General features: G+C 68.3%; 18 protein-coding genes and 1 tRNA gene. 3 read left to right on the plus strand and 16 right to left on the minus strand.

Annotated elements, in window-relative coordinates; genetic code table 11:
• Positions 1–2: 2 nt before the first annotated feature.
• From AC6I0Y_RS09625 to AC6I0Y_RS09640, 4 genes are all read right to left on the minus strand, one after another.
• The gene (locus tag AC6I0Y_RS09625) at positions 3–629 is read right to left on the minus strand and encodes a 4Fe-4S dicluster domain-containing protein (protein ID WP_160707832.1); all 627 of its coding nucleotides are present in this window, start codon (positions 627–629) and stop codon (positions 3–5) included.
• Positions 619–3,327: a molybdopterin-containing oxidoreductase family protein gene (locus tag AC6I0Y_RS09630; RefSeq protein WP_160707834.1), complete on the minus strand. Its 2,709-nt coding sequence runs from the start codon at positions 3,325–3,327 to the stop codon at positions 619–621. Before AC6I0Y_RS09630 ends, AC6I0Y_RS09625 begins: the two co-directional genes overlap by 11 nt.
• A 52-nt stretch (positions 3,328–3,379) precedes the next feature.
• Positions 3,380–4,150 carry a hypothetical protein gene (locus AC6I0Y_RS09635; RefSeq protein ID WP_497731361.1) on the minus strand — a complete coding sequence of 257 codons (771 nt, stop codon included), beginning with the start codon at positions 4,148–4,150 and terminating at the stop codon, positions 3,380–3,382.
• 734 nt (positions 4,151–4,884) lie between these two features.
• On the minus strand, positions 4,885–5,817 hold the full coding sequence (locus AC6I0Y_RS09640) for a radical SAM protein (RefSeq protein ID WP_160707838.1): 933 nt from the start codon (positions 5,815–5,817) through the stop codon (positions 4,885–4,887).
• Positions 5,818–5,939: 122 nt separating this feature from the next.
• Here AC6I0Y_RS09640 and AC6I0Y_RS09645 point away from each other — a divergent pair, with 122 nt between their 5' ends.
• Complete coding sequence (locus AC6I0Y_RS09645; RefSeq protein WP_160707840.1) at positions 5,940–6,287, plus strand: winged helix-turn-helix transcriptional regulator; 348 nt, start codon at positions 5,940–5,942, stop codon at positions 6,285–6,287.
• A 125-nt stretch (positions 6,288–6,412) separates the two neighbouring features.
• Here the strand turns inward: AC6I0Y_RS09645 and AC6I0Y_RS09650 are convergent.
• Positions 6,413–6,489 (minus strand) — tRNA-Pro (locus tag AC6I0Y_RS09650).
• A gap of 176 nt (positions 6,490–6,665) precedes the next feature.
• Here AC6I0Y_RS09650 and AC6I0Y_RS09655 point away from each other — a divergent pair.
• The gene (locus AC6I0Y_RS09655) at positions 6,666–7,550 is read left to right on the plus strand and encodes a methyltransferase domain-containing protein (RefSeq protein WP_497731367.1); all 885 of its coding nucleotides are present in this window, start codon (positions 6,666–6,668) and stop codon (positions 7,548–7,550) included.
• On the opposite strand, the gene AC6I0Y_RS09660 is transcribed toward AC6I0Y_RS09655, so the two are convergent.
• The 11 genes from AC6I0Y_RS09660 to AC6I0Y_RS09710 all read right to left on the minus strand — a co-directional run bounded on the left by AC6I0Y_RS09660 (position 7,547) and on the right by AC6I0Y_RS09710 (position 20,075).
• Positions 7,547–8,617 (minus strand): lysylphosphatidylglycerol synthase transmembrane domain-containing protein, encoded by a 1,071-nt coding sequence (locus AC6I0Y_RS09660; RefSeq protein ID WP_236643286.1) that lies wholly within the window; start codon positions 8,615–8,617, stop codon positions 7,547–7,549. The two genes, AC6I0Y_RS09655 and AC6I0Y_RS09660, sit on opposite strands and share 4 nt — an antisense overlap.
• Positions 8,607–9,782, minus strand: coding sequence for an ATP-grasp domain-containing protein (locus tag AC6I0Y_RS09665; RefSeq protein ID WP_497731371.1), 1,176 nt, complete (start codon positions 9,780–9,782; stop codon positions 8,607–8,609). The genes AC6I0Y_RS09660 and AC6I0Y_RS09665 overlap by 11 nt, the downstream gene beginning before the upstream one ends.
• A gap of 477 nt (positions 9,783–10,259) precedes the next feature.
• Entirely contained in the window at positions 10,260–11,825 is a 1,566-nt protein-coding gene (gene purH, locus AC6I0Y_RS09670) for a bifunctional phosphoribosylaminoimidazolecarboxamide formyltransferase/IMP cyclohydrolase (RefSeq protein ID WP_497731374.1), read from the minus strand.
• A 511-nt stretch (positions 11,826–12,336) separates the two neighbouring features.
• The gene (locus AC6I0Y_RS09675) at positions 12,337–13,326 is read right to left on the minus strand and encodes an XdhC family protein (protein ID WP_497731376.1); all 990 of its coding nucleotides are present in this window, start codon (positions 13,324–13,326) and stop codon (positions 12,337–12,339) included.
• A 408-nt stretch (positions 13,327–13,734) separates the two neighbouring features.
• Positions 13,735–14,349, minus strand: a complete 615-nt coding sequence (gene purN, locus AC6I0Y_RS09680; RefSeq protein WP_497731379.1) for a phosphoribosylglycinamide formyltransferase — start codon at positions 14,347–14,349, stop codon at positions 13,735–13,737.
• Entirely contained in the window at positions 14,339–15,415 is a 1,077-nt protein-coding gene (purM, locus tag AC6I0Y_RS09685) for a phosphoribosylformylglycinamidine cyclo-ligase (protein WP_497731382.1), read from the minus strand. The genes purN and purM overlap by 11 nt, the downstream gene beginning before the upstream one ends.
• Before the next feature lie 133 nt (positions 15,416–15,548).
• Positions 15,549–16,484: a class B sortase gene (locus AC6I0Y_RS09690; protein ID WP_497731385.1), complete on the minus strand. Its 936-nt coding sequence runs from the start codon at positions 16,482–16,484 to the stop codon at positions 15,549–15,551.
• 587 nt (positions 16,485–17,071) lie between these two features.
• Positions 17,072–17,821 carry an ABC transporter permease gene (locus AC6I0Y_RS09695; RefSeq protein ID WP_497731387.1) on the minus strand — a complete coding sequence of 250 codons (750 nt, stop codon included), beginning with the start codon at positions 17,819–17,821 and terminating at the stop codon, positions 17,072–17,074.
• Between the two features lies 1 nt (position 17,822).
• Positions 17,823–18,668: an ABC transporter ATP-binding protein gene (locus AC6I0Y_RS09700; protein WP_160707855.1), complete on the minus strand. Its 846-nt coding sequence runs from the start codon at positions 18,666–18,668 to the stop codon at positions 17,823–17,825.
• A gap of 10 nt (positions 18,669–18,678) precedes the next feature.
• Entirely contained in the window at positions 18,679–18,846 is a 168-nt protein-coding gene (locus AC6I0Y_RS09705; protein WP_160707856.1) for a hypothetical protein, read from the minus strand.
• A 197-nt stretch (positions 18,847–19,043) separates the two neighbouring features.
• Entirely contained in the window at positions 19,044–20,075 is a 1,032-nt protein-coding gene (locus AC6I0Y_RS09710; protein ID WP_497731391.1) for a LytTR family DNA-binding domain-containing protein, read from the minus strand.
• 128 nt (positions 20,076–20,203) lie between these two features.
• Here AC6I0Y_RS09710 and AC6I0Y_RS09715 point away from each other — a divergent pair, with 128 nt between their 5' ends.
• Entirely contained in the window at positions 20,204–20,959 is a 756-nt protein-coding gene (locus tag AC6I0Y_RS09715; RefSeq protein WP_160707858.1) for a hypothetical protein, read from the plus strand.
• Positions 20,960–20,991 lie beyond the last annotated feature (32 nt).

Here is a 20,991-nt window from a genome sequence, read left to right on the forward strand (position 1 = left end):
TTCTAGTCCTCGACCGGGTAGGCCGCCGTCTGGTGGCCGCCACGCGGCTCGACGCGGTCGTACCACGTGCCGATCTTCTCGGTCATGATGTAGCGGGTGGCAGGCTTGTTGCCCGCGTCGCGCAGGACGTGGATGTCCTTCTCGTCGTACTTCGCCAGCTCCTTGGACACCTCCGAGTTCGGATCGTCCAGGTCGCCGTAGAAGCGGGCGCCAGCCGCGCAGCTCTTCACGCAGGCGGGCTGCTTGCCCTGGGAGGTGAGATGGCCGCACAGGGTGCACTTCTCCACGCAGCCCTCGGCCTCGTTCCAGGAGCGCACGCCGTAGGGGCAGGCCATCATGCAGTACTTGCAGCCGATGCACTGCTCCTTGTTCACCAGCACCACGTTGTCCTTGTCGCGGTAGCTCGCGCCGGTGGGGCACACCGACACGCAGGGGGCGTCCTCGCACTGCTGGCACATGGTCGGCAGCGCGTAGCGGGTCATGTCGGGGTACTCCCCCACCGGCCCCACGGTGAACACCTTGGACCAGCGCTGGCCCAGGGCCACGTCGTTCTCCATCTTGCAGGCGACCTCGCAGCCGAAGCAGCCGGTGCAGCGGTCGAGGTTCACCACAATGCAGTTATGCGCCATATTCATACACATCCTCGGTCGGGTCGCTGGGAGCGGGCATCCAAGCGTTGAACTGCTCGGGCTCGGTCCACACGCTCTTGAGAATCTCATCGTCGCTGGGGCTTACCTTCACCTGGAAGCCGCGCAGCGTGTAGGTGCCGTACTCCGGGTTATAGGGCGGGTCGTTCTTGGTGAGGACGTTGACGTTCATCACCTTGTAGGCCTGGGCCGGGTCGTCGGAGTCCAGCAGCTCAGGCGCCCAGAAGCGCTCCTGGTAGACGACGCCCTTGGCGATGCCCGTCGTCACGCGGGCCACGCCGTGGGTCTTGCCGCGGCGGCTCTCGATGTTCACCCACTGGCCGTCGGCGATGCCGTACTTCTCGGCGTCCTCGGGATGGATCCACATCTCGGGCACCGGGTAGATCTCGCGCAGGTAGGGGATGTTGCGCAGCGTGCCGTGGTGGTACATGGGCAGGCGGCCCTCCGTGAGCACGAGCGGGTACTCGGTGTCGGTCAGGGGCGACTCGGCCGGCTCCTCGTAGTAGGCCAAAGGCTCGTAGTCCGCAGAGGCCGGCTCCAGCACGAGCGGCTTCTCCTCGGCGCACTGAGCCCAGGGGGCGCCGGTGCGGCCCAGGATGATGTTGGACTCGCAGTACACCTCGAGCTTCTTGGAGGGGGTGCCGAAGCCCTTGGGCAGGCCGGTGGCGGGATCGGGCTTCAGGTAGACGCCGTAGGTGCGGTACTCGTCCTCCTCGGCCCACGTGATGACGCCCTCCTCGCAGGCCTCCTCCCAGGTCATGTCCAGCTTGTTGAGGTGCTGGAGCTGCTTTTCGTACTCGTTCTTGTAGAACGGAGTGGTCATGCACGCCTCGGCGTCGAAGGCCTTGGCCGCATGCTCGTTGCCCAGCTCAGCGCACTTCTGCACGATGTTCGTCCAGATGATGCCCTCTTCCACCGTCTCGAACAGGTGGGTGACCGCCTGGCGCATGACGATGGTGTTGAGCTGCGGGATGGGAAGGTTGGTCTCCAGCCACTCGGTCGTGGGCAGGATGAGGTCGGCGCAGAGCACCGAGAAGGCGGTGGGGTACATGAAGGCGTGCACGATGTAGTCCACGTTCGGGGTGACCTCGTCGAGGCACGACGAGTTGCCCAGCACCACGTGCTTGTTGCCCGAGCGCTCGATCCACATATGGATCTGGTAGGGATCGCCGTCGCGCATCATGTCGAACACGCCGGGGATGAACGCCATGTCCCAGCAGATGAGGCCCTTGTGCTCCAAGTAGCCGGCGCGCTTCATCACCTTTTCCTTCGACAGCAGGCGCGGGGTGTTGCCCAGCTGGTCCTTGCACGGGGCGGGCGCGAAGCTCTGGAGCATGGTGCCGGGCTTCTCGACGTTGCCCCTGAGGAACTCGAGGTTAAGGGCGCCCAGGGCGCTCTGCTGCGACTGGGCGTACTGGTCGATGGCCACGCCCTGCATGATGCCGGACTGGCCCTCGGGGTCGGTGTAGATCTCCAGCGCGCGCTCGATCTGGTCGGCGTCGAGCCAGCAGACCTCGGCACCCTTCTCGAGCGTCCACTCCTCGACGGACTGCTTGAGCAGCTCGCCGCCAGTGGGACACTGCATGCCGTTGACCTCGTAGGTGCCGAACAGCGGGGCGGCGACGCCCTCGTTCATCGGGTACTGGACGACCACCGGCGCGTTCGCGGTCGGATCCCAGATGACGTAGTCCGCGTCGGTGCCGGGCAGACCCGCCTCGGTGGCCTTGAGGGTCAGACGCGTCTCGGGGTTGATGAGGTAGGGCATGTTCGTCCAGGCGCGGCAGAACTCCTCGTCGTACTTCTCGTTGTCGAGGATCCACTTCGTCCAGGTGAGCAGCAGCGCCACGTCGGTGCCGGGACGGATGGGCAGCCACACGTCGGCCTTGGCGGCGTCGAGGGTGTAGCGCGGATCGATGACCACCGTCTTGAGGCCCTGGGGACGGGCGCGCAGCTCCGCCAACGCACGGCCGCCCGTGGCGACCGAGGAGTTAGACGGGTCGGTGCCCCACAGCACGAGCGAGGTCACCGGGCTGTCGACGTAGTAGTAGTCCCAGCCGTTGGAGTCCGAGAAGGACAGGTTGTTGGGCTTGCCGCGGCCGTAAGCCAGCAGCGCCGCGCCCATGCGGGGCAGGTAGCACTGGGCACAGCCAGGCTCCCACACGTTGGGGGTGTTGATGGCCTCACCGAAGCGCTTGATGTTGGAGAAGTGCGGGTTTCCGCCGCCGCCCGTGGACACGGAGATGGACTCGGAGCCGTACTTGTCGGACATCTCGTTGATCTTGGTGGCCACCTCGGTGATGGCGTCCTCCCAGCTGATGCGCTCCCACTGGTTGCCGCCGCGCTCGCCCACGCGGCGCATGGGGTACTTGTTGCGGTTGGGGTGGTAGAGCGCCTGGATGCCCGCCAGGCCCTTGGCGCACACGCCGCCGCGGGACATGGGGCTTTCCGGGTTGCCCTCGATCTTGATGACGCGGCCGTCGCGCACGTGGGCGAGCACCGCGCAGTTGGCGATGCAGGCGCGGCACGAGGTCTTGTAGACCTTCTCCTCCCCTGCCGTCGCCGCGTGAGCGGGATCGGCCTCGACGAGGCTGCCAGCCGCGCTGATGCCGAGCGCAGCCACGGCCCCCATGGCTGCCGTGGACTTCAGGAACCCACGACGTGTCATGCTGGAATGGCTCATTAAGCTCCCTCCTTCTTGACTCTCTTCTGCACTGTATTCATTGGGATGGCCGTTAGCCGGCCAGGGCACGCAGGCGCAGGCCAGACTCGGTGGCATGCCAGCGACCGTCCCAAGAGATACCGTCAACGGTCTCAAGCTTCGATATGAAGTAGTTGGGGTAGATCTGCTTCGGCGAGCGAAGGGCCGGATGACCCGCCAGGGCCTCCTCCACCTCGGCGCGGGAGGCGCCCTCAGGCGCGGAGCAGAGGTCGAGCACGCGCCCGTAGGCGTCGGCGTAGCCGGCCGGCTCCTCCTCAAGGAGGGCGGCCAGGCGACGAGACGGCTCGAACTCGTCAAGCACCGCGCGACCTGCCTCGGTGATGACCAGCAGGTGGTCGACCGGCTGGTCAGGGAGGGAGGCCGGGGCAGGCGCGGGCGCGGGGTCGGCAGGGGCCGGGATCGAGGCAGGCTCGACGCCGGCTGAGGAGACAGGTTCGTCGGAAGCGGGGCCCGGCACGACGGCGGGCTCGGCGACGGGGATGGCCCGCACGCCGCCGGACTTCTCCAGGAGGTCGAACAGCACGTAGGCGTTCTGGGTGGAGAGCCCCCTGACGGGCAGGGCGTCCACGGCGTCGGCGGCCTCGCGATAGGGCGTCGGCTCGGGTACCGCCCGCAGACAGGCGAGCAGCGGCAGCGTGTTGGCGTGGTTGGCGGTGACGCAGGCCCTCACGCGCTGGACGGCCTCCTCGAAGGAAGCAGGCTCGTCGGCGAGGTCGGCGGCCAGCGCTTCGGCGACGCGTACGTCAGCCGCGGCCAGCGCGGCGTCCGGATTGGAATTCCCCATGATTCCCCTCCTCGGTCTCATTCGTGCGAAAACGACTCTACCGAAGAGGCGGGGCGTCCCGAAACGTCCGTAATGGGCGAAACCTCGGCCAAGGCGCGCCTCGCCAACCATGGGTGATAACACTATCGTTTCCCCAGGTGAACGCCCTCATCGTGCATTGCGGGAGACGCCGTCGCGCAGGACGGGCCATCACCCGTCCTCGCGGGAGCGAGACGGAGAGCCGGCGGAAGCCGAGGATCAGGCGCAGGACGCGAGGGGCCCGCGCTCAGGCGACGCGAGAGAGCCGGGCGGGGGGCGAATCCGCGATTTCTGGCCAATTTCACCGCGGTTTACGCGCCCGGGAGGCCGCTTTCGCCCGAGGGCGCCCCGGCGGCAGCGCGCGACCTGGGGAAACGCCGGCGGCCGGCGCGCCTCGGCCCCGCGCGCGGCGTAAACCACGGCGTTTTTGGCCAGAAACCCGGATCCGCCCGCCGGGCGGGCGCACCCGGGTGCGGGCGGGGCCGCGAACGGGGGGGGCGCCTGGACGCGGGACGCCCGCCCCGCACCCCGCTGGCACCCGCCCGCGCGGCAAACGCCAGCCTGCTGCCCGCCCCTCCGCCGGCCGTCTCCCACACCCCCTCCGCCACCCGCCTCCCATCGTCCGCCAGGCAGGCCCACCCGCACCCTGCCGACACCCGGCCTGGCACCTCCCGCCAGGCCGTTTCCACCCCGATGCCCCGCCTCGGCGCGCCGACCTACAGGTGCCGCAGGTTGGTGCGGTAGGCGCGAAGGCGCTCCTCGCCGATGTCGGCGACGATGGCGGTCAGGGCGTCGATGAGCTGCTCACGCTGGCGGGGCAGCTGCCCCTGGAGCATCACGGGGTTAGAGGCACCCAGCATGGCGAAGGTGACGGGAATGCGCAGGCCGGCGACGAGCTCGCGAATTTCCTCGTACTTCTCCACCTCCGCCTCCTCCGTCCAGCGGCCGGCTTGCATCTCGCGGTACAGGGCTGACGTGGGGTAGACGGTGAGCATGTTCGCGCCGATGAGCCAGGGATTCGCCTGGTTGCACACCGCCGCCGTGGCGCGGGCGCCCTCAAGGCCGCGCCCCCGCCCGGAGATGCCCGCAAGGTAGAAGAACGCGTAGCGGATGCCGGCCTCGTCGAGCCGCCGGCACTGGGTCACGATGTCTTGGGCGCCATAGCCCTTGTCCATGAAGGCCAGCGCCGCGTCGTCGCCCGTCTCAATGCCCAGCGTGAGTCCGTCGAACCCCGCCGCGCGCAGGGTCCGCAGCTCCTCGTCGGTCTTCGCCGTCACGTCAGTCACGCGCGCGAAGCAGCCGATGCTCTCGCAGCTGGGAAAGGAGCGCCGCACGAGCTCCGCTATCTTCCGCAGCCGCGCCGCCTTCAGCGCGAAGGGGTTCGCGCCGGCCAGGAACACACGGCTGACCTGCGCAGGCTCGCGCTCGAAGAGACGTTCTTCCGCCTTTCGCAGCGGATCATGATACCAGGTCTGCGCCTCGAGCAGGTCAGCCTCGATGTCATCGAGGGGCGAGGGACGGAACTTGAACGGCAGATCCTCGTACAAGGTGCAGAACTTGCAGCGCCGGTGGGTGCAGCCCGCCGTGGCCTCGATGATGAGCGAGCCGGCCTCGTAGGGCGGCCGCCAGATGGTTCCTGTGTAGTGCATGGGGCTCCTTTCGCCGTGATTTTCACCAGCTAGGATGCCGCTATGGTGCTTGCAGTACCAGTACCGATCTTTTATGTTGGTAGTCACCAAAATTGCACTATTACTACTCACCAGGGAGAACCATGGCTGATAACAAGTTCACCGACAAGCGCGCGCTCGCCCGCTGCGAATCCATGAGCCGCATGCAAGCCGTACTCGGCGGCAAATGGAAGATCCTCATCCTCTGGTACATCGCCACCTACGAGGTGCAGCGCTTCGGCGAGCTGATGCGGCGTATCGAGGGCATCTCGCAGTCCACGCTGACCAAGCAGCTGCGCGAGCTTGAGGCCGACGACCTGGTGCATCGCGAGATCTACCGCGAGATTCCACCTCGCGTGGAGTACTCGCTGACCGATCTGGGCGCGAGCTTCATTCCCATCCTGAACGCCATGGTACTCTGGAGCCAGCGCTGGCTCTGCGATGAGGCGTAGCCCCTCAAAGAAGTGACGGAGACGCGCTACCAAACAGGTCAGGGTGGCGGGCGCGTGCGAGACGCGCCCGCCCTCGAAGGGGCCAAGCAACAAGAGGGGCCGCCCGAAGGCGACCCCTGAGTTAGTGGTCGGGATGACAGGATTTGAACCTGCGGCCTCTGCGTCCCGAACGCAGCGCTCTACCAAACTGAGCCACATCCCGAAAGGCTGTCTCATCGACAGCGCTCGATATGATACCACACCCGCCTGAATTGGCAACGATGAACTTGCCAGCGGCCGCAGATAGGCGCGATGGAGTTATACTCAATTGAGAACATATAGCACGCGACGCCCCGAGCGGGCAGCGCAGGCAGCGCGCTCGCCGACGAAGGAGACCCCATGACGCAGAGCACCAGCCCCTCCTCCCCCTGGAACGACGCCTGGAAAGAGCGCCAGAGGCTGCGGCGCGCGCCCGATGACGCCGCGTTCTGGGACGAGCGCTCCAAGACCTTCGCCACCAAGGACGCCCCGAGCCCCTACGTGGATCGCTTCTTGGAGCTGGCCGCCGTCCGCCCCGGCGAGTCCGTCTTCGACATGGGCTGCGGCACGGGCGCGCTCGCGCTGCCCCTGGCGGCGGCCGGCCACCCGGTGACTGCGGCCGACTTCTCCGCCGGCATGCTGGGCGTCATGGACGACCTGGCGGCCGAGCGGGGCGTCACGGGCATCAAGGCCCTGCAGATGAGCTGGGAGGCCGATTGGGCGACCCACGGCGTGGGCCCGCGCAGCCACGACGTGTGCGTGGCGTCGCGCTCCATCGCCACGAGCGACTTGGAGGACTCGCTGCTCAAGCTCACTGCCGTGGCGCGTCGCCGCGTGGGCATCACCCTCACGGCCGACGCCTCGCCGCGGGTGGACAGCCGGGCGCTGCGAGCGGCCGAGCTGCCCCACCAGCCGGGCGAGGACTTCCAGTTCGCCTTCAACATCCTCGTCGACCACGGGCTGCGCCCCGAGGTGGCCTACATCTCCAGCGAGCGCGACGCGACCTACGCCACGCCCCAGGCAGCCCGCGACGACTACGAGGCCATGGTGCGCAGCGCCCTCAGCAGCGACAGCTCCCCCGCCGAGGAGAAGGCCGCCCTCGCGCACCTGCGCACCTGGCTCGATGATCAGCTGATTCCCAACGAGCACGCCGGCCAACCCGACCGCAAGGGCGTCCCCGAGGGCGCCTGGCGCCTCCGCGAGCCCCGCGTCACCACCTGGGCCTTCCTTGCCTGGAACGTCTAAGCCGCGCCCTTGCCCCGGAAGGCCTTCGTCCGCTGGATGAGAATGGCCCCCACCAGGAACGGCAGCCAGAATACGATGCCGCGGTATACCATGACAACCGCGATGCCCGTGGCCTGGCTGATGCCGAACAGCGTGAACGCCACGAGCACCGCCGCCTCCACCACGCCCACGCCCTGGGGCGTGAACGAGATCATGGCGAAGAGCGTGGCCACCACATAGCCGCAGACGAGCGGCTCGATGGCCTGCACGCCGAAGGCCACGCCGGTCAGCGCGAAGCAGCCCAGCTCAAAGGTGCTCGCCAGGATGGAGAAGCCGAAGGCCGCCGCGGTCTTGCGGGGGTTCTGCACGATGAGGCCCGACGCCTCGGAGAACGACCGCACCGTGCGATCAGCCCAGCCGTCGATGGGTCCCTTCTTGAACTTGCGCAGCACGCGGTCGGCCAGGCGCTCGATGGGCGTGAGCACGCGAATGACCAGCTCGGGGCGCTTACCGCCCACGATCATCACCGTGACGAGCACGCTCACCAGCAGCACGGCCAGAAGCCCCACCAAAAGCCATCCCGGCTGCAGACCCACCGTCACGCTGAGCAGGCCGAACCCGATGAGCATGATGACCACGAAGCCCGTGTCGATGGTGACCTGCATGAGCAGCGCCGCGCTCGTGGCACGCCCCGCGGGAATGCCGCGCTTGGCGGCGTCGTCCACCACGAGCGTCATGCCCGCCAAGTTGAGCGAAGGCGCCACCGTGTTCATGAAGAAGGTGCCGAAGACGAGCTTGATGGACTCGCGAAAGCGGAAGCCCTCGCTCACGGCATGGAAGCAGTAGATGTAGGCCCAGCCCTGAGCGAAGTACTTGCCCAGCTGGGAGACGACGGCCAGTGCCAGGAACACCGGCGCGCCCTTGCGCACCGTGTCGGCCAGCTCCACCAGCTGATCGCCGCGCAGGAAGATAACGGCCAGCACGATGACGAGCACGCCACCGGCTAGGATCTTGCTCAGGCTCGAGCGCGAACTCTTCTCGACGCTCTGCTCGGGCGGCTCAGGGGTCATGGCGGGATTATCGCTCATCGCCATCCCTCCCGTCTACGAAGGCCTCCAAGTCGGCATGGAGCAGCCAGTCGCGCTCGGCCGCGGTAGCCGCGTCGGTGCGCAGGAACAGGAACCCGTAGGCCCCCACAGCCTGCACGTCGAAGGGCACGAGCGCCAGCACGTCGGTGAAATGGGAGGCCAGGGCCTCGTAGTCGAAGGGACGCGTCAGATCCGCGTCGGGCGCCGGGGTCAGCAGCGACAGGGAGAACACGTCCCCCGGATGCGCGGCGTAGAGCGCCGGCAGATCAGGATCGTCCCCCTCCAGGAAGGCCTGGTAGGTGCGCAGGCCCACCGCGTAGTAGGCCACGTCCGTGCCGCCGAGCCCCGCGAAACGCAGCGGGTTGAACTCGATGGGGGCGATGACGTCGCCGTCGATGCGCAGCTCCACATGCACGGGGAACGACCGGGCGCCCACCAGGGCGTTCACCTGGTCCAACCATGCGGTCAGGCGCGGGGCCAGCCCCTCGACAAGAGCGGCGTCGGTGAGGTACAGCCGATCCGAGGTGTCTTCCGGCCCGGCGAAGTCATGGCGCAGCACGTTGAGCACATGGGCGTGCCCATCCTCGTCGAAGTAGGCGTCGAGCGCATACTCGGTGCCCGCGAGGTAGCCCTCCACGAGGTAGGTCTGGGAGCCGACGACGTCCTCAGGGTAGCGGGCGTGCCACTCGCCCTCATGGCGCGCGATGCCGGCCACGGCGGCGGCCCAGTCGTCACGCTCCTCGATGACGTAGACGCCCATGGAGCAGAAGCCCACCGCGGGCTTGAGCACCACCGGCAACGGCAGGTCGTCCACGTTGACGGCCTCCAGCTCGCAACGGTCGAGGGTGACGCAGAACAGCCCCGGGCACAGCGGCGCCAGCCTCTCGCGCATAGCCGCCTTGTCCTTGAACAGGCGGATGGCATCGGAAAGCGCCTTGTTCGACGTGTGGCCGAGAATCCAGGCCAGGGCATTCTCGGAGTTGGTATAGACCCGCTCGCCCGCGTCGATGCGCCGAGCGGCCTCCGCGTCATCCACCAGATTGAGGGGCGTCTCGGCCCCAGCGGAGAGCGCGCGGGAGAAGTCGTTGGCGAGCACCGGGTGCTGCGACTGCCCGAGCCACTGCGCCAAGGGTCGCGAGGCGTAGGGCGCGTCGAGGATGATCATGGGCGCTTCTCTTTCCAGCATAGACACCCGCCCGTGGGCGGCCAACGGGCCTAAGTATACCCCGGCCCTCCGCGTTTCACGAAACCACCGCCCTATTTTCCGCCCGGCGTTCCCCACTTGTTTTCCCGGCGGCCGGCAGGGCAAGAGGCGCTGACCGGCGAATCGATGGCCCAAAGGCGCGAACAGGCGGTTACGAGCGATTTTGCGCCGGAAAAGGGTCGCCCCCTCCCCGCAGGCACCCGTGCGACCAACAACGGGCTGGCCAAGCGCACCCCCCCCCCCCAAGCGCACCCGGCCCGACTGGGGGAGGAGCTCCCGCTGCTGAGGCGGGAACCCCCACGGCTGGGCCGCTCCCAACGCGCACGGCGCCCTCCCCTCCCACGGCTGGGCCGCTCCCAACGCGCACGGTGCCCTCCAACGCGAAGCGCCCCGTCGGGAGGACGGGGCGCTTCGGTTGCGAACTGTGCGCTGCGCGGCCTAGTGGCGGAAGTGGCGGTGGCCGGTGAACACCATGGCCACGCCCTGCTCGTCAGCCGCGGTGATGACCTCCTCGTCGCGGATGGAGCCGCCCGGCTGGATGACGGCGGTCACGCCGGCCTGGGCCAGCACGTCGAAGCCGTCGCGGAACGGGAAGAACGCATCAGAGGCGGCCACGGCGCCGCGAGCCTTCTCCCCCGCCTGCTCAACGGCGATGCGCGCGGAGTTCACGCGGTTAGGCTGGCCGCCGCCGGCCCCCACGGACGCGTGGTCCTTGGCGATGAGGATGGCGTTGGACTTCACCGACTTGCACGCCTTCCACGCGAAGACGAGCTCGGCCATCTCCTCGTCGGTGGGCTTGCGCTTGGTGGGACAGGTGAACGCGGCCACGTCCTCGGCCACGGAGTCGGAGTCCTGGCAGAGCAGGCCGCCCTCGACGGAGCGGAACTCCACCTCGCCGCCGGCCGGGTTGACCCCGCCCGTGGACAGCAGGCGCGCGTTCTTCTTGGCCTTGTACATCTCCAGCGCGTCGCCGGAGAACTCGGGCGCGATGATGGCCTCCACGAACTGCTTGTTCTCGAAGATGGCCACCACGGTGTCGGAGGTGACGGGGCGGTTGAACGCCATGACGCCGCCGTAGGCGCTCACCGGGTCGCACTCATGGGCGCGCTGGTAGGCGATGGTGACATCAGCGTCCTCGCACACGCCGCAGGGGGTCAGGTGCTTGACGATGACGCAGGCCGGCCCCTCGTACTCGCGCACGGCACTCCAGGCGGCATCGAGGTCGAGGTAGTTGTTGTAGGACAGCTCCTTGCCCTGATGCTGGGTGGCATGGGCCAGCGAATGCTCGGCGCCGCGGTAGTCGTCGCGGGCGTAGAAGGCGGCGGACTGGTGCGGGTTCTCGCCGTAGCGCAGGTCCTGGCGCTTGGTGAGGCGCACGGCCAGCTCGGCGGGGAACTGCGCGTCGTCCAGCTGCGCGCCCATCCAGGCGGCGATGGCGCCGTCGTAGGCCGCCGTGGTCTGGAACACCTTGAGCGCCAGCTTGGCGCGGGTATCGCGCGTGGTGGCGCCATCGTTGGCGCGCATCTCGCCGAGGATGGCGTCGTAGCTGGCCGGCTCGGTTACCACGGCCACGGACTCGAAGTTCTTGGCGGCGGAGCGCAGCATAGAGGGTCCGCCGATGTCGATGTTCTCGATGCAGGTGCCGAAGTCGGCACCCGAGGCCACCGTCTTCTCGAAGGCGTAGAGGTTCACGACCACCATGTCGATCATCTCGATGCCGTGCTCGGCCGCCTGGGCCATGTGGTCGGCATTGTCGCGCTTGGCGAGCAGGCCGCCGTGCACCTTGGGATGCAGCGTCTTCACGCGGCCGTCCATCATCTCGGGAAACTGCGTCACGTCGTCGATGGGGGTGACAGGCACGCCCGCCTCGGCGATGGCGCGCGCGGTGCCGCCGGTGGAGATGATCTCCGCGCCGAACTCGTCGACGAGGGCGCGCGCGAAGTCCACGATGCCGGTCTTGTCGGTCACCGACATCAGCACGCGCTTAACTTGAGGATTGCTCATATGGTCTTACATCCTTTCCTTCCGGGAATCCCTACCCGCTAAGCATACCAGCCGCAGCGGGCAGGCAGCGCCAGAAGCCGGCGCGCCCCGGCCGGAGGGCCGGGGCGCGATACGGGCGCGAAATGGCAGAGGGCGGGCGGGGGCGGCGGGCGACGGGGAGCGCGAGAAGCCGGCGACCGCACCCCAGCGAGAGAGCCATGCCGTCACCGCCAGAAAAAGGCGCATTTGTGGCACTAATCGTCAGTTTGGTACGGTGCGAGGGGCCTCTCGGGCGGCCGAAGCGTGACTCGACGGGCTCCTCGTGGACAAAACCCCAGGTCGGGAAGATTGTCAACCAGCCCTACGCCCATCCCAACCGTACCAAACTGACGATCTGTGCCATTTTCGGCGAGAAAAGCGGCAGCGGCGCCTGGCCCGACCGGCCCCGAGCGCGCAAGGGGCCGCGACCCAGCCGAGTCGCGACCCCTTGCGTCGTAAGCCCCTCGCCGCCCGGCGTCCGACGGTGCGCGCCCTAGCGCCCGAGACTCGCCTCGTGGCGGTCGCGTGCCTCCTGGGAGTAGCGGTCGCGATAGCGCACGTCCACCAGCTCGGCGACGATGGCGATAGCCAGCTCAGCCGGCGTCTTGGCGCCGAACTTCAGGCCGATGGGCCGCTTGATGCGCTCCCAATCCTCCTCGGTGACCCCCGCGCCGATAACCAGATCGTGTACCGTGGAGTTCTTGCCCGCGCAGCCCATCATGCCGATGTAGCGCGCACCGGCCTGCACGGCCCACACGCAGCCCTCGGGATCGAACATGTGCCCGCGCGTGAGCACGCACACATAATCGCCCGCATCGCCGGGCAGGTTGGCCAGCTCGTCGAAGTTGCCGCCGTGAAGCAAGACGCGCTCGGCCGCAGGGAAGCGCTCCTCGTTGAGGTAGGCCGGATCATAGTCCACCGCCACCACGTGAAAGCCCACGTGGTCGGCGAGCGCCGCCACCTCGGCCGCGGCATCGGACGCGCCCAGCAGCACCACGCGCACCTGGTCGAACAGCGGCACGCTCACCCAGGTGAGGCCGTCGAACTGCTCGTTGTGCATCGACGGCCCGCGCGTCACGTCTTTCATCTGGAACACGTCGCGAGCAGACGGCTCGCGCGAAGCGACGATCTCCTTGGCGTCGTTGCAGAAGAACACGAGCGGCTCGCCATCGGCCGACCCCTGCTCGCCGTACTTCTTGGTGACCTCGTTGTCGACGTTGCCCACCGCCGCAGCCGGGTCGTACACCACCTTGAAGCCGAGCCACGCCAGGTCACCCTCGTCGAGCGCGCGCAGCGCCCGTCGGAAGGTAGGCGCGTCGGCCGCCGTCAAGCTGGCGGCGATAGCGTCAAGCGCCTTCGGCCCTCCATGAGGATTGCCCGCCGACGCCTCGGCGGAAAAAACCGGGAAGTCGGCCGTCGCAAGCGTCGGCGCGCGCCCGGCCTCCAGATCGTCAGCGATACGCTCAAGCGTCCCTCTGTCCATCTCGCACCCCCATCCGGCGCCCCTTGCGCCCTCGGAAATCACTGACCGTATTATAGCGCAACGAGAATAAACGAGCACAACCTCCGATCGACCGCCGACCCGACGTCTCCCCCGCTTTCCCCAAACAAGGTGCTAGCATGCGCGCGCGGATAGGCGGTGCTGCATCCTGGCGTTTACCAAGGAGGCAGTATGGTTACATGGACGGAGCTCTTGGCCTTTTGTCTGGTGATCGTTGCGGTGATTGAATTGGTCTTGCGTTATCGCCAATGAAAAAGCCGCCCCTTAGCTAAAGAGCGGCTCTTCATCACATTAGTACCGGTAATGTGAAGCAGCCGCCCGAGGCAACGGGCAACCGCTTATCCGCATTATACGGCCTTCATCGCATGGTTTCAAGCGCCGGCGACGCGTCTAGCCCGCAATACGCACCCTGCGATCGTCCCCCAGGGTCATGCGCCCCTCGGCGATGATGCGCAGCACCTCGGGATACAGGCGATGCTCCACCTCGTGGATGGCGGCCTCCAGATCGTCGAGCGACCAGCCCTCCTCCACGCGCACCGGCTCCTGGGCCACGATGGGCCCCTTGTCGTAGTCCTCGTTGGCCAGGTGCACGGTAACGCCGGTCACCTTGACGCCCGCCGCGTAGGCGTCTGCGATGGCGTGCGCGCCCTTGAACGAGGGCAGCAGCGCCGGGTGCAGGTTAAGCACGCGATCGGGGAAGGCGTCGAGCATCACCGGGGTGAGCTTGCGCATGTAGCCGGCCATCACCACGTACTCAGCACCGGCGGCATGCAGCGTGCGCGCGATGAGCGCGTCGGCGGCCTCCGGATCGGCGTACACATCGCGGTTGAGCACCGTCACGGGAATGCCCGCCGCCTGCGCGCGCTCGATGCCGTAGGCGTCGGGCCGCGACGACACGGCCGCCACGATGTCCACCGGCAGCCCCGCAGCCGCGGCGTCGATGATGGCCTGGAGGTTGGTCCCGCTACCCGAGAGCAGCACGCCGATCTTTAGGTTAGGCGCCATAGAGGCTCCCCTCGTTCTCGTAGCGCACCACGCCGGAGCCAGCGGCCACAGAGCCCACGCGGTACGGCGTCTCGCCGGCGGCGACCAGCGCGTCGCATACCTCGTCGGCGCGAGCCGGATCCACGATGAGCACCAGGCCCAAGCCCATGTTGAACGTCTTGAGCGCCTCGGCCTCGCTCAGGTGCGCAGCGTCGCACACATGGAGCACCACGGGCGGCACAGGCCAGCTGCCCAGCTCCACCACGGCATCGCACGCCTCGGGCAACGCGCGGTTGAGGTTCTCGGTGATGCCGCCGCCGGTGATGTGGGCGAGCGCGCGCACGGCATCCGGGCAGGCGTCGAGCACGGCGCGCACCGGCTTCACGTAGATGCGTGTGGGCGCGAGCAGCGCCTCGGCCACCGACTGGCCGCCGAGCGCCTCCACCGGCACCGACAGCTCCTCGGCCGTGCGACCCTCGACGCACACCTTGCGCGCAAGCGAGTAGCCGTTGGAGTGCAGGCCGCTCGAGGCCAGGCCCACCAGCACATCGCCCTCGCGCACGGCCTGGGGATCGAGCATCTTCGGACGATCCACCAGGCCCACGCAGAAACCGGACAGGTCGTAGTCGTCAGGATCCATCACGCCGGGGTGCTCGGCCATCTCGCCGCCGATGAGCGCGCAGCCGGCCTGGCGGCAGCCCTCGCCGATGCCGCCCACGATCTTCGCCATGGCGTCGGCGTCCAGCTTGCCCACGGCAACGTAGTCCAGGAAGAACAGCGGCTCGGCGCCCGTGGCCAAGATGTCGTTGGCGCACATGGCCACCAAGTCGATGCCCACGGTGTCGTGCTTGCCCACCAGCTGCGCCAGCTTGAGCTTGGTGCCCACGCCGTCGGTGCCGCTCACCAGCAGCGGGTCGTCCATGGCCTTGGCCGCAGCCAGGGAGAACAGCCCCCCGAAGCCGCCGATATCACCCACGACCTCCGGGCGGTAGGTGGAGTGCACGACGCCCTTGATGGCGTCCACCGCGCGGGCGCCTTCCTCGATGTCCACGCCGGCCTGGGCGTAGGTTACCTGCTCCTCAGCCATCTTGTCCGTCCTTCCCCGTTCTCTCGATTGGTCCGCGCCGCGCGATGGCGGCGCCGAAATGCCTCGGCCCCGGCAGGGGCCCTTCACGCCGCCGCGGCTCGAAGGACCGCAGGGCACGCCGAGCCGCCTGCGCTTACGAGACGCGCTCCGCGGCGGCGTCGTTGGTGGCGGCCACGTCATCGCCGTCCACCTCGGGCGCCAGGGACGGAGCCGCCGAGGCCACGGACAGCGGCAGGAACTCGTCCACGTAGCAGAAGGTGATGTAGCGGTTCTTGTTGTTAGCTCCGTCGCAGGTGGAGAACGCGAACACCTTGGTGATGTCGGCCGCCGCCGGCGCCGCCGGGTCGGGCGTCACGATGGACTGCGCGATGCGGTCCTGCACGTAGGCGGTCAGCTCCTCAGGCGTCTCGAAGTTGGGGATGACGATGTCCGTGCTCGTCCCCGGCACGTGGTCGAGGGCGAAGGACTTGAGCAGGTAGTTGCCCTCCGGCGTCAGCAGGTACACGGTGCGGTGCTCGTTGAACACCGCGTTGTCCTTCATCTGGTTGAAGAAGGCGAACATCGAGCCGTTGCGCATGTTATGGCCGTAGATGATGTTCACCGAGTCGGTGAAGTCGGGGTTGTTTTCGCCCGAGAGCATGACGCAGCCGTACTCGGCGCCGAACTCGCCGGTGGAGGAGTTGGCGAAGTTGTGGTGCAGGTAGTACTCGCTGTCGCCGGCCTTGTGGGCCACGGGGTAGTTGATGGAGGTGCCGGGGATGTAGACCCAGGCCACGACCTCCGGGTTGATGGCGCGCAGGGCGTCCCAGTCCACGCGGAAGTCGGCCAGGGTGGCCGCCCGCGGGTCAGCCGGCTCCTCGAAGGCCACGTCCACGATGTCGTCGTAGGCCTTCTGCCCGTTCCAGTAGGTGTAGATGAGGTAGCCCAGCACGCTCAGGGAGCCGATGAGCACCACCAGCGCCAGCCAGAACACCACGCGCCAGGGGCCCCGGCGCTTCTTGCGGGCGCGCTCCTTGGTGGCCTCGCGAGATACGTCCATCGATGCGTCGTTGCGGTGACCTCGTGCCACGGCACCGTCCTTTCCCTCTGCGGCCCTTCCCCTTGGGCCGCGGCCGCCCCTGCGGCGGCCTCGTGCCTTCAACCCCACCATAATAGGGAACGCCCCCAATAATGGGGGCGTGAACTGCGTCGTCTACGCAATTTTCACCACCGGCGGCCGTCAGCGCCGCGCGCCGCGACGCAACCGAGCCCGGGGCGTCCGACGCCGGCCCCGGTTACTTCTTCATCTCGTCGATGAAGCCCTTGGCGATGAACGCCACGATAACGAGCACGACGATGGCGACGATGATCCAGATCGCCTGCATGGGAACGTGGAAGCCGAACAAGTCCATGGAGGGTACCCCTTGTCTACGGGACGCGCGCCTGGCGCGCCGCATGGGCCGAAATTACGATAACCCCGTCATCGTACCGCGAACCACCCCCGCCGCGCAAGGCACGCCGGCCCGAGGGAGGCGGGGCCGGGGGGAACGCCCCGCTCGTCGTCCCGCGCCTCCCCTCCGGTTCGCCTCGGCGGGAAGATCGGGCTGCGCGCGCGTCGCCTTCCCGCACGCAGAGGCGCCGCACGCCGGATACCCTCCGACGCGCGGCGCCCCTTCCCTAGTTGTCCTGGGCGAGCTTGCGGTAGAGCAGCTTGAAGGCCAGCGCGCCCGCCACCGTCCAGGCGAGGGTGACAGCCACGGGGATCAGGGCGTCGGTCGACATAAGGTTGCCCTCTATCATGAGCAGCAGCAGATCGCAGACGCCGCCGAGCGGGGTGAGGCCGGCCACGAACTCAGCCTCCGGGGCGAACGTCGTGAACAGCGGCACCAGGCTGATCACCAGAATGGGCATGCTGTACAGGCCGGCGGTCATCTGGTCGCGCGCAGCCAGCCCGAGCACCAGGCCCAGCAGGATGATGGGCACCGACCCCACGGCCGCAAACGCGATGAACCCGCCGAAGAACTGCCAGCTCACACCCGTGAGGGCGAAGCACGCCACCGCCACCACCAGGATGGCCGCCAGGCTGACGAGCCCCTTGGCCAGCGCCACCTGGCCCGCGCTCACGTTGGCCAGCATGAGGGTGCGCAGCGTATGCTTCTCCTTCTCCTCGGCGATGCCGTAGACGAGCACGGTGGCGCCCACCACGCCCACGCTCATGCAGAGCGCGATGACGAGGAAGATGCCGTCGACGATCAGGCGCATCGCCGGGTCGGACTCGCCGGCGGCCAAGGCGTCGCGAAACGAGAAGCGGTAGAACAGGGTGAGGGCCACCGGCATGATGACGGCCACCACCATGGTGGGGTTCTTGAGCAGGTCGCGCGCGTCCTTGTCAAGCAGCGCGCCAAGCTTGCGCATCGAGGCTTCCACGTTAGAACTCCCTTCCGGTCACCTCGAGGAACACTTCCTCGAGGTTAGGCTCGTCAGAATGAATGGACACCAGCTCGCCGGCGCGTATCAGCTCGTCGATGAGGGCGGCTCCGGCGGCATCCTTAGCCGCCTCGAAGGCGCCGCGGGTGCGCGTGCGGATGACGACGCGGTTGCGAGCATAGCGCAACTTCAGGTCATCAGGCGCATCGCAGGCCGCGATAGCCCCGTCGTTCAAGATGGCCACCCGGTCGCACACCGTCTCGGCCTCGGCCATATCGTGCGTGGTGATGAACACGGTAGTACCGCGCTCCTTCAGCTCGCCGAGCATCTTGTGAACCTCGGCGCGAGCCGCCGGGTCAAGACCGCTCGTGGGCTCATCCAGGAACAGCAGCTCCGGCTGATGCACGAGCGCCGCGGCCAAGGCCGCCCGCTGGCGCATGCCCTTCGAGCAGTTCTTGATGAGCGTCTTGCCCGATTCGGCCAGCCCCATGCGCTCGAGCAGGTACGGCACGCGACCGTGGCTCACGCCGCGCGTCCGGGCGTAGAACCGCAGGTTGTCGGCGATGCTCATGCGCTCGTACAGCGCGCTCGTGTCCGAGAGGATGCCGATGCGCTCATAGTCGGCGGGGCTCGCCTTCTCGATGGGACGACCCAGCAGGCTGATGCGCCCGGCGTCCTTCACGAGCTGGCGGGTGAGCAGCTTGATGGTGGTGGTCTTGCCCGCGCCCGACGGCCCGAGGAAGCCGAAGGTCTGCCCGCGCGGAATGGCGAAGGTGAGGTTATCGAGGACGCGCTTGTCCTTGAACGAGAGGCTCACCGCCTCCATGGAGAGAATGCTCGCAGCCATGGCGCCCCTCCTACTCGGCCGCCGCGACCGGGACAGCCGCGCAGGCGGCCTCCAGGGCGTCGATCCGCGCGTTGGCGCGGCGGAGGGCGAAGTCGTGGCTCACATGGGATGCGAGCAGAATGAGGAAGGCGATCGCAAGGGCGAGGACGAGGATGCTCAAGGCGTGGGTGGTGATCATGGTGATGCTCTTTCTCGTGCGGGGCGCTTTGGGCGGCGCCGGTTGACTCAACACGGCCCATGATGCCCAGCAGGCCCCTGACCTGCAATAACTCCCGAATGACAGGAGCACTCCCCGCACGAGAGGAGCGCAGCGGCGCACGAGTGGAGCACGAAGGGCACGAGGGGAGCACGCCCGACGCGGCCCTCCGAGAAACGCTACCTCCAGCGGAAGCGCTCGCGCATCTCCTCCGCCCGGCCCTTCGACAGCGGCAGCGACGAGTGGTGCGCGTCGGAGAGCACGAGGTTGTAGGTGTTGCGCGTGTAGCGCTCCACCTTCGCCACCTTCTGCACGTTCACGATGTAGGAGCGATGGCAGCGGAAGAACCCGAAGCGCTCGAGTTCAACCTCCAGCTCGTCCATGGTGAGCGCGGTGGGGTACAGCTCGCCGCGGACGCTCGCGTAGTTGACGCGATTGGTGCTCTCGATGAAGTCGATCTCGCGCGGGTCGAGCAGCAGCGTCACGTCGCCGGCCTTGGCGGCGATCTTGCAGACGCGCACCTCGTCGCCCTCGAAGGCGGGCTCGTCCTCATCGTCGGCGGCATCGTCGTCCACCTCGGCAGCGAGGAAGCGACCGTCCTCCTCCCAGAAGGCGCGCCCGGGCATGAGCAGAGCCTCGCGCAGGGGTTGGCCGCAGGTGACGAAGAGGGTGCCGGCCTCGCTCTGCGCGCCGATCCAGGCGAGCACCGTCTGGCGCGCGTCGGGGCCCAGTTCCAGCAGCGGGCGCTCGCAGAAGCACAGCTCCGGGTCGAGCAGGCTCACCCGCGCGAAGCCGAGCAGCGCGCGCTCCTCCGGCGTCAGCTTGGGCACGAGGACGCTGGCGCGCTCGCGCAGCCCGAAGTGGGCGATCGCATCGGACGCCGCGGAGGCGTCGCCAGCCAGGCGCGCGAAGAAGCGCAGGTAGGAGCGGACGGTATCGCGGTCGAAGCCGCCGTCGTCCTCCAGGTAGAAGGCAGTGCGTCGCGGGCCGGCCAGCTCTTGGACGGCCTCGCGAGCGGCGCGCATGGCGTCACGCGAGCACTCGAGGTGCACGCTGCGACCTGCGCCCACCTCGCCGCGCACGAGGTCGGCCGCCGAGGCGTACTCGACGGGCAGCGCGCTCGCCGCGGCGGACGTCGCGGACGCGGGGCCGACCGCGCTCGCATCCCTCGCGGCGGCGTCGCCTGCCCTGGAATCTTCCCGTACCTGCATGTCTCTGCCTTTCCGGCCGGGCTTGCCCTCTCGCGCCGCCGGACCGCGGAACCTCCGTCGCCGGCCGGCGTCTCCGGCCGCGCACTATTATAATAGGGGGACTTTCGAACGATGAGAGGAGCATGCGAATGCCAGAGATCAGCCCGATGCGCACCGTGGGCGCTCTGGTGCTGCGCGACCTCGGCTGCACGCTGCGCACGCCCACCGTCCTCTTCATGGCGGCCTTCGGCGTCCTGCTGTGCTGGGGCGTCGCTCAATGGTCCCTCGGGTTCTCCGACATCCCCCAGGCCCGCGGCGATCTCTCCCGCTTCGTCCTGGCCTCCAGCGCCGTCATGCCGGCGCTCACCGGCGGCAGCGTCATCCCCCTCTCGCTCATGGCGGAGGAGCGCGAGCACGGGACGACCGCCCTGCTCTCCCGGGCCGGCGCATCGATGAGCGCCATCGCCGCGTCAAAGGCGCTCGCCGCGCTCATCCTCATAGCGCTGCTCGCGCTGGCATGCCTCACGATTGCAGGCGTCCCCGTCGGCGCGCTGGCACCTGCGACGCTGGCCACAGTCCTCGCGAGCGTGCCGTTCATGCTGGCCTCGACCGCCATGGGGCTCATCACGCGCGCTCAGGGCCAGACGAGCGGCTGGTATCTCGCGCTCGTAGCCCTGGCCATGCCCACCTTGCTGGCCACCATCGACTCGGCCATCCTGCCCCTGGCGGCCCTTTCGCCCCTTCAGGCCGGTGCCTCTGCGGTTTCCTGGCTGGCCATCGGCGCGACGCCGCCCGAGGGCTGGCTCGCGACTGGCGTCGTCTTCGCCCTCTGGCTGGCCGCTTCGGCTGCCGCCTTCGCCGCCGCGCTCCGCCACCGCGCCCGCCAAGACGCCGAAAGGGCCTAGGCGGGCGCGGCAAAGCGTACCGAACTGACAAT

The sequence above is a fragment of the Adlercreutzia sp. St.1H8 genome (assembly GCF_059728655.1).

Excerpts from the sequence above, each read along its gene's own strand:
- AC6I0Y_RS09625 (WP_160707832.1), bottom strand. The coding sequence starts at position 629 with ATGGCGCATAACTGCATTGTGGTGAACCTCGACCGCTGCACCGGCTGC.
- AC6I0Y_RS09630 (WP_160707834.1), bottom strand. The coding sequence starts at position 3,327 with ATGAGCCATTCCAGCATGACACGTCGTGGGTTCCTGAAGTCCACGGCA.
- AC6I0Y_RS09635 (WP_497731361.1), bottom strand. The coding sequence starts at position 4,150 with ATGGGGAATTCCAATCCGGACGCCGCGCTGGCCGCGGCTGACGTACGC.
- AC6I0Y_RS09640 (WP_160707838.1), bottom strand. The coding sequence starts at position 5,817 with ATGCACTACACAGGAACCATCTGGCGGCCGCCCTACGAGGCCGGCTCG.
- AC6I0Y_RS09645 (WP_160707840.1), top strand. The coding sequence starts at position 5,940 with ATGGCTGATAACAAGTTCACCGACAAGCGCGCGCTCGCCCGCTGCGAA.
- AC6I0Y_RS09655 (WP_497731367.1), top strand. The coding sequence starts at position 6,666 with ATGACGCAGAGCACCAGCCCCTCCTCCCCCTGGAACGACGCCTGGAAA.
- AC6I0Y_RS09660 (WP_236643286.1), bottom strand. The coding sequence starts at position 8,617 with ATGAGCGATAATCCCGCCATGACCCCTGAGCCGCCCGAGCAGAGCGTC.
- AC6I0Y_RS09665 (WP_497731371.1), bottom strand. The coding sequence starts at position 9,782 with ATGATCATCCTCGACGCGCCCTACGCCTCGCGACCCTTGGCGCAGTGG.
- purH (WP_497731374.1), bottom strand. The coding sequence starts at position 11,825 with ATGAGCAATCCTCAAGTTAAGCGCGTGCTGATGTCGGTGACCGACAAG.
- AC6I0Y_RS09675 (WP_497731376.1), bottom strand. The coding sequence starts at position 13,326 with ATGGACAGAGGGACGCTTGAGCGTATCGCTGACGATCTGGAGGCCGGG.
- purN (WP_497731379.1), bottom strand. The coding sequence starts at position 14,349 with ATGGCGCCTAACCTAAAGATCGGCGTGCTGCTCTCGGGTAGCGGGACC.
- purM (WP_497731382.1), bottom strand. The coding sequence starts at position 15,415 with ATGGCTGAGGAGCAGGTAACCTACGCCCAGGCCGGCGTGGACATCGAG.
- AC6I0Y_RS09700 (WP_160707855.1), bottom strand. The coding sequence starts at position 18,668 with ATGGCTGCGAGCATTCTCTCCATGGAGGCGGTGAGCCTCTCGTTCAAG.
- AC6I0Y_RS09705 (WP_160707856.1), bottom strand. The coding sequence starts at position 18,846 with ATGATCACCACCCACGCCTTGAGCATCCTCGTCCTCGCCCTTGCGATC.
- AC6I0Y_RS09710 (WP_497731391.1), bottom strand. The coding sequence starts at position 20,075 with ATGCAGGTACGGGAAGATTCCAGGGCAGGCGACGCCGCCGCGAGGGAT.
- AC6I0Y_RS09715 (WP_160707858.1), top strand. The coding sequence starts at position 20,204 with ATGCCAGAGATCAGCCCGATGCGCACCGTGGGCGCTCTGGTGCTGCGC.